The sequence below is a fragment of the Verrucomicrobiota bacterium genome (assembly GCA_016200005.1).
Lineage (GTDB): Bacteria > Verrucomicrobiota > Verrucomicrobiia > Limisphaerales > PALSA-1396 > PALSA-1396.
In genome coordinates, this window is sequence record JACQFP010000064.1 from 21,494 (window position 1) to 33,960 (window position 12,467).

The 12,467-nt window shown below is 60.6% G+C and carries 8 protein-coding genes; 5 read left to right on the forward strand and 3 right to left on the reverse strand.

Translation table 11 applies throughout. From position 1 onward, the window contains the following. Positions 1–73: 73 nt before the first annotated feature. The 3 genes from HY298_21530 to HY298_21540 form a co-directional block, all read right to left on the reverse strand. The gene (locus HY298_21530; protein ID MBI3852845.1) at positions 74–1,882 is read right to left on the reverse strand and encodes a hypothetical protein; all 1,809 of its coding nucleotides are present in this window, start codon (positions 1,880–1,882) and stop codon (positions 74–76) included. Between the two features lie 63 nt (positions 1,883–1,945). Continuing rightward, on the reverse strand, positions 1,946–3,259 hold the full coding sequence (locus tag HY298_21535) for a DUF1501 domain-containing protein (GenBank protein MBI3852846.1): 1,314 nt from the start codon (positions 3,257–3,259) through the stop codon (positions 1,946–1,948). A 90-nt stretch (positions 3,260–3,349) separates the two neighbouring features. Further along, the gene (locus HY298_21540) at positions 3,350–4,921 is read right to left on the reverse strand and encodes a DUF1553 domain-containing protein (GenBank protein ID MBI3852847.1); all 1,572 of its coding nucleotides are present in this window, start codon (positions 4,919–4,921) and stop codon (positions 3,350–3,352) included. A 498-nt stretch (positions 4,922–5,419) separates the two neighbouring features. On the opposite strand from HY298_21540, the gene HY298_21545 reads away from it, so the two are divergent. The 5 genes from HY298_21545 (at position 5,420) to HY298_21565 (ending at position 12,353) form a co-directional block, all read left to right on the forward strand. Next, positions 5,420–6,202 carry a DUF1638 domain-containing protein gene (locus HY298_21545; GenBank protein MBI3852848.1) on the forward strand — a complete coding sequence of 261 codons (783 nt, stop codon included), beginning with the start codon at positions 5,420–5,422 and terminating at the stop codon, positions 6,200–6,202. Between the two features lie 3 nt (positions 6,203–6,205). Then, positions 6,206–6,379 (forward strand): hypothetical protein, encoded by a 174-nt coding sequence (locus tag HY298_21550; protein MBI3852849.1) that lies wholly within the window; start codon positions 6,206–6,208, stop codon positions 6,377–6,379. Positions 6,380–6,397: 18 nt separating this feature from the next. After that, a complete protein-coding gene (locus HY298_21555) occupies positions 6,398–7,660 on the forward strand; it encodes a Gfo/Idh/MocA family oxidoreductase (protein ID MBI3852850.1) in 1,263 nt (420 codons plus the stop codon). An 82-nt stretch (positions 7,661–7,742) separates the two neighbouring features. Further along, complete coding sequence (locus HY298_21560) at positions 7,743–9,827, forward strand: hypothetical protein (protein ID MBI3852851.1); 2,085 nt, start codon at positions 7,743–7,745, stop codon at positions 9,825–9,827. 3 nt (positions 9,828–9,830) lie between these two features. Then, positions 9,831–12,353: an alpha-galactosidase gene (locus tag HY298_21565; GenBank protein ID MBI3852852.1), complete on the forward strand. Its 2,523-nt coding sequence runs from the start codon at positions 9,831–9,833 to the stop codon at positions 12,351–12,353. The last annotated feature ends 114 nt before the right edge of the window (positions 12,354–12,467 follow it).

The following is a 12,467-nucleotide window of genomic DNA, read 5'->3' on the forward strand; positions in this document are numbered from 1 at the left end:
TTGGTTTGGTGTTTAGGATTTGGAATTTCTCTGGCTGTTGGTGCTTGGAATTTGGAGTTTTTCATTTCGCACCTCAATTCTCGCGGTTCATCACTCGTTCCAGTTTTTCCAGTCGTTGTTTCAACTCGGCGATTTCCGTTTGCTTCTGTTTTAACTCGTCCGTGAGTTTTTGATTTAATCCCTGAATTGCCGCCAGTGCCACGCCGTGCAGGTCCGCGTCGTTGAGCGCGGTGGTGCTGTCATTGAGCGGGAATTGCCGGTGGAAATCCTGGGCCATCGGCCCGAGATGACGTTGCGAATAGCCCACGTAACTCCACTCGGCCAGCGGCAGCCGCGCGAGCTTTTCCAGGACGCCGCGCACGTCCACGGGCGAGATTCGTTCCTTGGTGTTGCGGTCGCTGGTAAAACTCCAACTGGCATTGCCAGGCACCCACCAGACGGTCTGATTGACGCCGGCATAACCGCTGGTGAAACGCACCCCGCCGTTGCAACGGAAACTGACCTCGTTATCTGCGGTGGAGTGAAAGAATCCGGCGCCTGGTGGAGAGGCTCCCCAGACGAAGGCGCCAACATGATCGGCTACCGCCCGATAGCCGGCGGCGAAACTGTTGCGCCCGTTTGCATAGTTTTCCACCCCGCCAGGCACCGTCGCCCCCGACCCGCTGCCGACATTATACCAGCCGCCCCCGACTGTGGCGTTGTCACCACTGCTGCCGTTGTACACACCGCCGCCAATCGTCGCCCCGTAGGCGTTGTTGGTGTTGTGGATTCCGCCACCCACCGTCGCGTAAATCTCGCTGCACAGGTTGGCGACACCCCCGCCGACGGTCGCGTAAGACCCGCTGCTGACATTCAGCCAGCCGCCACCTACGGTAGCCTGACTGCCACTGCTGGTGTTGTCGTTGCCGCCGCCAACGGTGGCGGCGAAACCGCTGCCCGTGTTGCGGAGTCCACCGGCGACGGTGCCGAAATCGGCGGTGACCCTGTTGGTGGCTGGACTGCCAAAGTAGTCCCCCGCGCCGCCGCCGCCGATGGTGGCCCCAACTGCGTTCGATCCGACAGAATTAACCATTGCCCCGCCGATGAGATTGGGCGCGCCGTTCGTGTTGGGTTCAATGCGCAGTGCGCGTGTGCTGTTCACCTTGAGTTCCAGCGGTTGGTTGTCCGTCGTGCCCAGAAAGCTTGTGCCGGGCGTGGTGCCGGAGTTGCCGTTCAACTTCCAAAAGCTCGACGCGGTCAATCCTCCCAGCATCGCCGCGTTGACGTTGTTCAATCCGGCGCCGCTGCCACTGAAGCTGTTGCCGGCGTTGAGGAAGACAACAGGGTTGGCGTAGTTGCCGGCAAGCCGCCCGCCCGGCACGGTTCCACTCAGCAACTCAGAAGCATTCAGCGAAGTCAATCCCGCGCCGTTGCCGATAAAGTTGTTGGCGGTGTTTGCGAAAGTGACCTCGTTGGAGTAATTGCCGGCGAGCCGGCCGCTGGGCAGCACGCCGCTGATATTTCCGGCCAGCATCGCGTAGGGCGTGGCGGTGATGAGTTGGCGCGGTGCCAGGTCCGTGTAACCGCCGCCGCTGTCACCGGGCCGCACGCCGATTTCCAGCCAGAGATTGGTGCCGGTGAACACGCCTGCCCCGAAGTCCACCGTCGCCGTGAACAGACCGTTGCTGACGATGACGTCCTCCACCTTGATCGGTCCGGCGAGGGGCAATCCGCCGCTCGCCGAGGCAAACACAGCGAAAGTAAAGTCATTGCTGCCGTTGGCGGGAGTGCCGCCGTCGGCGAGACGACCTTGATAGGTGAAGGCGGTGCCTTGGGCGAACGTGTGACTGGCGCCGGTCAGAACAGCCAGTGTGATGAGTGAGAGCGGGATGAGCTTTTTCATAGGTGATTCCTGTTTCGGTTGAGGTTTGGCTGTTGCGAGTGTATTCATCGTGCGCTGAACTGCTCAAATGATTTCCTTCAACCGTCCTCCCGTCGTCACGCCATCCGCAGCCGACGGCGCGACGCGGACAGTCAGTCCTTGCGGATGCGGCAGCGTCGCGTTTGGGTCGATGCCCATCAGTTCATACATGCTCCCGATGAGGTCGGCTGGATACACGGGACGCTCCTTCAACTCTTCGCCCTTCGCATCCGACGCGCCGACGACCTGACCACCTTTGAATCCACCGCCTGCAACCACGGCGGAAAAAACCTTGCCCCAGTGGTTGCGTCCACCATTCCACGGCGCTTCCCATTGCACGCGCGGCGTGCGGCCGAATTCGCCGCTCCACCAGACAATGGTGCCGCCGAGCAATCCACGTTCGGACAAATCCTGGAGCAGCGTCGCGAGGGCCTTGTCCATCTCCGGCAGTTTGCGGCGCATCGTCTGGAAATGCTGTTTGTGGGTGTCCCAACCTTTGTAGTTGATGGTGATGTAAGGCACGCCTTTCTCGACGAGCCGCCGCGCCATCAGGCACGACTGGCCGAAGGTGTTGCGGCCATAGCGGTCGCGCAGTTCGTCCTTCTCCTGCGACAAGTCGAACAACTTGCCGGCGTCGCCCAGAATCAATTCGTACGCCTGGTCCTCGGATTGATACAACGCCTTCAGCCGCGCATCACCCGGCATGGCGTTGCCGAGGGTGTTCAATTTATGCAGTAGGTCGCGGCGCGTTTTTTGCCGCGAATCAGAAATGCCCTGCGCAACGACGCCTTCCACGTTGAACCGCGCTGCCGCCGGGTCGCCGCCCGTGGCAAACGGTTTGTAGCGCGACCCCAGAAAGCCCGCTTCGGAGAAACGACCCTGTGGTTCGGTCAGCACGATGTAGGGCGGAATCAGCCCGGTGTAGCCGGCGTCATAACCTTTGAACAACGAGGTTACGGCGCCAACGCTGGGAAAAACATCCCGCCCGCCGGCGGCGCGTCCGGTTTGAACCAGGTAGGAGGCCGTCTCATGGCCGAAGTTGCCATGCGTCATGCCGCGGAGGATGGAATACTTGTCGGCCTGTTTCGCGAGCAGCGGCAGCAATTCACCAATCTGGATGCCGTCCACGTTGGTGGGGATCGCGGTGTAGAGCGGACCGCAATAGTCGTAACCCGCACCCGGCTTGGGGTCGAACGTATCAATGTGACAAGGCCCGCCCCACATCCAGATTTGAATGACAGATCTGGCTTTGGCTAGAGCCGTCGCGGCCAGAGTGCGAAGACCCCAGCCCTCGGCCAGCAGCAAGCCGGCGGCGCCGAAGAGACAACGGCGCATGGCCTCGCGGCGCGAGAGCGGCATGCCGCCCACGTTTGAAATCACGCGCGCTGAATCGCGATTCAATGCGCAGTCTGTTGAACTTGGTTGCGTGTTCATGGATTGGCCTTTCGTTCAATGTCGATAAAGGAACTCCGCGCTGTTCACCAAAGCCCACGTCAGGTCCACGAGTTGCTCGCGCGATTTCACGTCGCCGCCGGTGGCGTGGTCTGAAACTGCTTTCCATTCATCCTCGGTCGGGTACCGCGAAAGGATCATCAGATAAATCCCGTTCACGGCATCGCGCGGACTGGCCTTGGATTGAAGCAGGTTGGCGAGGTAGCGACTCTGTTCCAGTTTGGTCTGAAGGTGACGCGAGTTGAGCAAGTGCAGTTCCTGGGCAGCGGCCGGCCGGTTGTTTCGCTCGGATTCCAAACCCGTGTCACGCGGCGGACGACCGAACAGTTCAAGGAAGGAGCTGGTGATGCTTCCATCCGGCAACGAAATTGAACGCAGGTGTTCCGGGATGAAGGTGAAGGGTTCGGGAATCGCGCTCGTGTATTTCTCAGTCGTGCCGGTGATCTGGTTCACCGCGTCAATCAACACCTCCGCTTCCAGGCGGCGCAGCGGGTACGAGGCGAAATTCGCCGCGGCCTCGGCTCGGTCGCTTTTGGCGATGGAGGAGAGTTGATACGTTTTGGAATTGAGGATGAGCCGGTAGATGTGCTTGAGGTCATAATGGGAGTCGATCAACTCCTGCTCCAAAAACGCGAGCAATTCGGGATTGCTCGGCGGGTTGTCAGGCCGCAGGTCGTCCGGCTCCTGAATGATGCCGCGTCCCAGCAGCCACGCCCAGACGCGATTGACAATGTTGCGGGCGAACCACGGATTCTTGGCGTCAATCAACCAATCCGCGAAGACCTCGCGCGGGTCCTGGTTTGGCGACAGGTTCACCGATTTACCGTCCGGGAACGCAGCGGCGCGCCACAGGTTGTTCGTCGCGTTGCCGGGATCAAAAAAGACAATCTCCTCCTTCCATTCCGCCGTCTGCTTGTAACCGACCTGGGAGAAAAAGGCTGCCATGCCAGACAATTTCTCCTTCGGCCACTTTTCCGCCCGCGTGCCCATGAAGGTCAGCGCCACAGTTTGTGCGATGGCCGGCGGTTCGCGGTTTTGCATGGCACGATAGAAATTGACCGGCGGGACTCGGAAGTTGCTGCCGCTGGACGTAAGCATCTCGCGCACGAATTTGTCATACGGTTGGTTGTCGCGGATCGAGGTGTGAATCCACCGGTGATACGCTTGCGCGGCATTCGGCCAGAGATTGATTGGGAACTCCGCCTTGACGCGCAGTAAATCACTCCACTTCATCGCCCAATAATCCGCAAACTCGTCGCGGGTGAGCAGAGTGTCGATCAGGACCTGACGTTTGTTCGGGTCTCGGTTCAGGAGAAATTCGTTGACCTCGCGCACAGTCGGAAGCGTCCCGATGACATCGAGGCTGGCGCGTCGGACAAACACGGCGTCCGCGCAAAGGTTCGCCGGTGGGATGTCTAGTCGTTTGAGTTGCGCGAAAACGAGTTCATCAATCCGGCTGTCCGGCGTCAGGTCCGCCTGAAGTTCAAAAGGACCCATCGCTGCTCCCGTCGCCACGTTCGCGCTCAATGTTCCGATGAGCACGAGGGTTGCGAGACGCAAGATCTTCATGGCCGTTTACGTTCCAGCGGAGTGAACCACTGTCACCCGCTTGGCGCCTGCCTCGCGCGTGCGCATACGCAGTTCACTCGGTATCATGTCGTCCTCATACCAATTGCGGGGGAGCAAAACCGTCAGCCCACCCAATGGACTTAAGCGTTGTCCTTATAGACGGAAGCTGGCACTCCATTTCACTTCGCTTTTATTGGCTTTCTCTTGCCGTATGTTGCCATTCGGGATGCGTGACGCAGAAGCGCCGGTTTGCGCGCGTCGTCGGCAGAATCCCGTCCGCCGCACGCGACTGAATTTCCGCTGGCCGTCGAATTCCGACAGCGCAAGGACTACCGAGCTCTGAATGTCTTCCGACGGCGTACAACCTTTTGTCCCATATGAGACAAAACTTCGTGTAAGTGAACCGGAAACTCATTGACCTGCATCAAAGCCCTTTGTCGTTTGAGCGGGGAGGCTTGTCCAAGCAGAGTGCCAGGTAAGCGGTCCAAGTAAGCAACCATGTTCCTTAAAGTCATCGCCTGCGAAATCGCCTTCCGTGAAATCTGTTTTGCGGCTGCGCGGTCGCCCAATGTGATCGACCTGGAATTTCTGACGCAAGGCCATCACGACGTTCCCGGTGCCGGCCGCCAGGAAATTCAGGAGCGCATCAACGCGGTGCCCGCTGGAAAGTTCGACGCCATTCTCCTCGGTTACGGTCTCTGCAGCAACATGCTCGTGGGTCTTCGCTCCGACCACACCCGCCTCGTCATTCCGCGCGCGCACGATTGCATCACGTTTTTTCTCGGCTCGAAGGAGCGTTACCAAAATTGTTTCGCCGAGCGGCCGGGAACGTACTATTACACTTCCGGCTGGCTCGAGTGCCGCCAGCGCCGCGGTCTGCGCGAAGACGAGGCGGGCGGCGCCTTTCTGCCGGCGCACACCGGCGCGGGCGCGAAGGCAACCTACGAACACTGGGTCAAAAAATACGGCGAAGAGAAAGCCCAATACCTGCTCGAAGTCATGGGCCGGTGGACGGACAACTATTCGCACGGCACGCTGATTGATTTTGATTTCACGAAGCCGCTGGCGCTGGACGAACAGGTGCGGAAAATCTGCGCCGAGCGCGGCTGGCAGTTTGAAAAGATCGAAGGCGACCTTCGCCTGCTCCAGCGCTGGCTCGATGCCCAATGGGATTCCGCGGATTTCCTCGTCGTGAAACCGGGTGAACGCGTCGTGGCGAGCTATGACGAGGGTATAATCGCTGCGACGCCTGACCACGTCATCGAACCCCAACCCGTCTGATCTATGTCCTCGGACATCCCGCAACAAATCACCGATGCCGTGGTCCGACTGGAAAGGTCGGCTGGGCGGGCACTCCGCATTTACTTGATCCGCATGACCGGACGCAATCGTGAGAAATGTCATTGTTACTTGATCCTCATCCGCCCCTGTCTTCTGCGCTTTACGCCAGCCGGCTGAAGAATACATTCTCAGCAAATGAACCTGACCAACAAAAACTCCCTTCCCAACGCAGAATCAAACGCGCAACCTCTGGTCACTCCGCCGCTGACCCGGCGCGCCTTCCTTCAAGTGGTCGGTGCCGGCGCGGCGGCCTATGGACTCCAATCCACGGCCCGAGCCGTAGAGAAGGCCACGGAAAAACCGATTCAGGGTTTTGAAAGCGCGCCCGAGAAATCGGACGCATCCAAAGGTTGGCGGCCCGTTTCCGACCGCAAACTGCGCGTGGGCCTCGTCGGCTACGGCGTCTGCAAGTTCGCCGCCGCGTTCGGCTTCCAAGACCACCCGAACGTCGAGGTGGTCGCGGTGAGCGATCTCATTCCCGACCGTTGCGCGGAATTGGCGAAAGTGACCCGCTGCGCGAAAACTTATCCGTCCCTTGAAGAATTGGTGAAGGACGACAAGATCGAGGCGGTGTTCGCGGCCACCGACGCGCCGAACCACGCGAAGCATTGCATCGAAATTCTCAAGCACGGCAAGCACGCGGCTTCGGCAGTGCCGGCGGTGTTCGGGTCACTCGAAGAGGCCGGGAAGCTGTTTGAAGCGGTGAAATCCAGCGGCCTCAAGTACATGATGTTTGAAACCTCCTGTTTCCACGAAGACCTCTACGCAATGCGCCAGATCTTCAATGCCGGCGGGCTTGGCAAGCTCGTGTATTCCGAAGGTGAATATTACCACTACATGGAGCAGCCGATTGACTCTTACAAAGGCTGGCGCGTCGGTTTGCCGCCCCAATGGTATCCAACCCACTCGAACGCTTACTACGTTGGCGTCACCGGCGGCAGCTTCACAGAAGTTTCCTGCATGGGCATCCCTAGCCGCGTGGACCATCTGCTACCGAAGAACAATCCATATCGGAATCCGTTCGGCACCGAGATCGCGTTGTTCCGCACGAGCGAAGGTGGCATATCGCGCATGGCGGTCAGTTGGGACACGCCCGGTTTGGGCGGCGAGATGGGCCGCATCCGGGGGCAACGCGGCAGCTTTTACGGCAAGTACGAGGGGCTTGAAAAGACGCTGCCCAATACCCACCGCCCCCCGTTGCCACCCGGTGTCGCCTCCGGCGGACACGGCGGTTCGCACGGCTACCTGATGAATGAGTTTGTCAACGCCATCCTTCAGGACCGCAAGCCGCTGGTGGACATCGCCAAGGCGCTGAACATGACCGTCGCCGGCATCGTCGCGCACCAATCCGCCCTGAAGGGCGGCGAACTGCTGAAGATTCCGCAGTTCAAGATTTGAAAGCTGCTGGGACTCGGCTGCGTAGCGGTGTGTCCCGAAGTTCCGGCGTGCGACGCGCGACGCGATTCAACAAATGGCTGCCATGCGCTTGAGAAACTTCTTCGTCCGGGCTGTCTGCGGGCTGGTGGTGCAGTTCGCGCACTCTGTGGGTTCGGCCACGGTTCCCGCCAGCGAGCCGTTCGATTACTTCGTCAATTCGTGGCAGGTCATCGGCCTCAAGGACTACCAGGACGGCACACGCATCACGCCGCAGAACGAGTTGCTGCTCGGCGACAAGTCGAAACTCCGAATTTCAGTCGGCTCGCGTCTCATCCCACTTGATCGCCAGCAAACCAAGACGCTGCTCGAGGGCTGGCTGCCGGTCGTGCTGCTCAGCACGGAGGAAGCCGGCGTCCGCTATGAGTTCACGCTTTGGGCCACGCCGTTGCTGACGGTGAAAAATTGGAAAGCTGCGTTTGATTGGCCGACCGAGGGCGAGAACTTCCTGAACTGGATTCAAGTCAAAGCCCGCAACCTCGGCACCGAACGCACCGAAGCGAGTGTCCGCCTCGAACGCGTTGGCACCAACGCGGCGACGTTAGCGGAATGGCGCACGCCGCTCAAACCGCGGCAAACCGCGACGACGTGCTTCCGCATCCCGTTCGCGCCACTTTCGACCAATCTCCTCACCCGGCCTCAGGCCACCCTCTCCCCATCCGATGGGGAGAGGGCCGGGGTGAGGGGCCACAGGGATCGCTCTGACTTGTTCAGCAACCAAAGCCCGCAGGTTTGGCTGAACCGAACGGTTGCATACTGGCGCAACCTGCTGGCAACCGGCACCCGCATCGAGGTGCCGTGCGAGAAGGCCACGCAGGCACTCAAGGCGGCCCATGTCCAGCAGTTCATTGACAACGACCACGGCGTGTTGAAAGGCGGCGAAGGTTTCTACGACGAGTTTTACATCCGCGACGGTGCGTATCAGATTTTGCAGTTCGAGGAAGGCGGTTTCATCAACGCGGCTCGGAAGGCTGTCGAGCCATACCTGAACGCGCAGCGGCCCGATGGTCGTTTCGAGACGCAGAAGAACCAGTTCGACGCCAACGGTCAGGCGCTCTGGACGCTCTGGCAGTTTTGGAAAATCACCGGCGACCGCGAGTTCCTGAAACGAGCGTATCCGCAGATGCGGCGGGCGGTCGAGTGGATCAAGCAAGCCCGCCGGCAGGCGTCGCCCGATTCGCCGTTTGCGGGCGTGCTGCCCAACGCGGTCGCCGATGGCGAGTACCTCTGGGACGGAAAACAACACATTGTCGGATATGATTTCTGGAATCTGCGCGGCCTGCTTTGCACCGCCGACGCAGCGCAAGCGCTCGGTGAGGATGCCGAGGCCGCGGCCCTGCGGCAGGAAGCTGAGGATTACCGCAAAGCCATTGACACCGCTTGGCAGCTCACAGGTCTGTCGCATTTTCCGCCGAGTTGGGAGAAAGTCGGCACGCACTGGGGCAACACCGAAACGCTCTGGCCCACCGAATTGTTCGCACTCGATGACCCGCGCGTGATCGCGTCACTTCGTGAAGTCCGCGAGAAATTCATGGGCGGTTTCCTCGAAGGTACGATTCGCTGGTCCGGTTTCCCTGACGTGATTCATCCTTACATGTCGTCCTACACGACGATGGCGTCGCTGGCGCGCGGCGAGCATGAGCAGTTTGTCGAAGACATCTATTGGTATCTGCTTCACTCGACCGCGACGCACGCGTTTCCCGAGGGCGTTTACTTCAAGAAACGCACCGCCTGGAGCGACACCATCCCGCACGCCACCGGCGCGGCGAACTACGCCTTCCTGCTCCGCCACGCGTTGGTGCATGAGCGTGGCGATGAACTCCACCTACTCAGTGGCGTTCCGGATTGGTGGCTCGAAGCAGGTCGGGAAATCCGGGTTGAAAATGCTCCGACGCATTTTGGTCGCTTGAACTTGCGCGTGCGCGGCAAAGCACACGGAGTCGAAGTGAAGTTCGACCCTCCAAGCCGCCAACCGCCGAAGCACATCGTTCTTCACCTCCCCGAGTCTCGCCCCTTGGCCAAACCGCCGAAAAGGGTGAGCGTCGAATTCCGCGCTGATCAAAAGCGACGCTGGGATTTTTCAACCGTGGTCGGGCTTTACCAAGAGCGGTCCGCTTCGAAAAGCGATTAGCCTATGAAAACCAAGAATACAGTAATCTTCCTCACCGCAATGCTGTTCACCATCCGCGGCGCATCCGCCACCGTCGTCGCTCCAGACGAACTGTCGGAGTCTCGCGCCTGGTCCGCCGCCAAATTCGAAGGCGTGCAGGCGAAAACCGCCGCCGAACCCGCGCTCATCGTGCTCGCCAACCACGATCCCGTCCAGAAGAACGCCCGCGCCGGCAAACCCATGCGCATCGCGGACAAGGAATTCACGCGCGGCCTCTACTGTCATGCCTTCAGCAAGATCATCGTGCGGTTGCCCTCGTCGGGTGCGAAGTTCAGCGCCATCGTCGGTGTGGACAGTAACGAGCAAACGAGCGGCGGGCGCGGCAGTGTGGATTTTTCCGTCAGCGTGGGCCGCACTGAAAAGTTTCGCTCCGGTGTGATGCGAGAAGGGATGGCGGGCAAACCCGTGAGCGTGGATCTCGGCGGAGCGATGGAGTTCGTCCTTCAGGTGGACGAAACACCGGACGGCATTTCCTGTGATCAGTCGGATTGGGCCGAGGCGAAAGTCACGCTGGTGGACGGGCGGGAACTGTGGCTCGCCGATCTGCCGTTGCGGGAAGGCGAGCGGGCGCCTTACTCCACCGAATTGCCCTTCTCGTTTGTCTATGAAGGCAAGCCGTCGGCGGAATTGCTGAAAACGTGGAAGTTCCAACGTAGCCGCCGAGGTAACGAGGCGGCCCGCGGCCCGCAGACGAACTCTCCGCCTCCTCAAGTCGGCGGCTACGAACTCTCTTGGACCGATCCCGCCACCGGCCTTCAAGTCCGCTGCGTCGCCGTCGAGTATGCCGACTTCCCGAACGTCGAGTGGACGCTCTACTTCAAGAACACCGGCACGACCGACACGCCAATTCTATCGGACATTCTCGCGCTCGACACGCGCATCGAGAAGAGCGGCAAAGGAGACTTTGTTCTGCACCATCACAAAGGCACGTTCGTCCGCGCCGATGATTTCGAACCGCTCACCACGACGCTCAAGCCAAACAGCACGCTGCGTTTTGCCCCGCCGGCGGGGCGTCCGCTCGGCCACGTCTTCCCCTATTTCAACCTTGAGCAGCAGGCAGACGAAGGCGTGATCGCCGTCGTCGGTTGGCCGGGGCAATGGTTCGCCGAGTTCGCGCGCGACAACGGCACTGGCTTGCGCGTGATTGCCGGACAGGAAAAAGTTCACCTGCGCCTCAAGCCCGGCGAAGAAATCCGCACGCCGCTGGTCGTGCTCCAGTTCTGGCGCGGCGACTGGATTCGCGCGCAGAACGTCTGGCGGCGCTGGATGGTCGCGCACAACATCCCGCGCCCCAACGGCCAGCCGCCGCGTCCGCTGCTCACGCCGTGCAGCTCGCACCAATTCGGCGAAATGATCCAGGCGGACGAAGCGAGCCAGAAACTTTTCATTGATCGCTACCTCGAAGAAAAGCTCGCGCCGGATTATTGGTGGATGGACGCCGGCTGGTATTTCCACTACGGCAAAGGCTGGCCGCAGGTTGGCACCTGGGAGGTGGATACGAACCGTTTTCCGCGCGGCCTGCGCGCGATCACCGACCACGCGCACGCCAAAGGCGTGAAGAGCATCGTCTGGTTTGAACCGGAGCGGGTGACGCCCGGAACGTTTCTTTACACCAACAACCCCGCGTGGCTCCTTGGCCGCGACGGTCAGCAGAAGCTCCTCAACCTCGGCCACGACGAAGCACGCGCGTGGCTGGTCAATCACATTGACCGCCTGTTGACCGAGCAGGGCATTGATCTGTATCGCCAGGATTACAACGTTGACCCACTCAAATTCTGGCGCGAAGCGGACACCGAGGACCGGCAGGGCAGCACCGAGAATCACTACGTCACCGGCTACCTGGCGTATTGGGACGAACTGCTGAAGCGGCATCCCGGCATGTTGATTGACACCTGCGCCAGCGGCGGCCACCGCAACGATCTCGAAACGCTGCGCCGCTCGTTGCCGTTCCTGCGCAGCGATTTTATCCAGGACGCCGTCGGCAACCAGTGCCACACCTACGGCCTCTCCTTCTGGCTGCCGTATCACGGCACGGGCACGGACCAGCTTGGCGTTTATGATCTCCGCAGCGCGATGGACTGCCCGCACTTCATCGCCTGTTGGGACGTGCGCGACCGCAAGCTCGACTACAACTTCCTCCGTAAGACCGTCAGCGACTGGCGGCAATACGCGCCGAACTACCTCGGCGATTTTTATCCGCTCACGCCCTACACCACCTCGAACGACGCCTGGCTCGCGTGGCAATTCGACCGCCCGGAAGCCGGGCAAGGCGTAGTCCAGGTGTTTCGCCGCGCGAACAGCATCTACGAATCCGCCCGCGTCAAACTCCGCGGACTCGACGTCAAGGCGCGTTATGCAGTCACGGACATTGATAAACCGGCCGGCCCGCAGGAATTCACGGGCGCTGCCCTCGCGGATCGGGGATTGCTCGTCACCGCTCCCGGCCAACCGTCCGCTATCGTGCTCACCTATCGCAAGACGAATTGACTCCAAGGTCCAACGCCCTTCCTGCGCGCCGCGACGATCGGCCTTGCCAGGCGCTCCACTGCGGTTTGGAAGGAATTCAATGTGGGGCGATGAAACCGCTGGCCCGCTGCGACA

Coding starts and splice junctions, on each gene's coding strand:
- HY298_21530 (MBI3852845.1), bottom strand. CDS start 1,882: ATGAAAAAGCTCATCCCGCTCTCACTCATCACACTGGCTGTTCTGACC.
- HY298_21535 (MBI3852846.1), bottom strand. CDS start 3,259: ATGCCGCTCTCGCGCCGCGAGGCCATGCGCCGTTGTCTCTTCGGCGCC.
- HY298_21540 (MBI3852847.1), bottom strand. CDS start 4,921: ATGAAGATCTTGCGTCTCGCAACCCTCGTGCTCATCGGAACATTGAGC.
- HY298_21545 (MBI3852848.1), top strand. CDS start 5,420: ATGTTCCTTAAAGTCATCGCCTGCGAAATCGCCTTCCGTGAAATCTGT.
- HY298_21550 (MBI3852849.1), top strand. CDS start 6,206: ATGTCCTCGGACATCCCGCAACAAATCACCGATGCCGTGGTCCGACTG.
- HY298_21555 (MBI3852850.1), top strand. CDS start 6,398: ATGAACCTGACCAACAAAAACTCCCTTCCCAACGCAGAATCAAACGCG.
- HY298_21560 (MBI3852851.1), top strand. CDS start 7,743: ATGCGCTTGAGAAACTTCTTCGTCCGGGCTGTCTGCGGGCTGGTGGTG.
- HY298_21565 (MBI3852852.1), top strand. CDS start 9,831: ATGAAAACCAAGAATACAGTAATCTTCCTCACCGCAATGCTGTTCACC.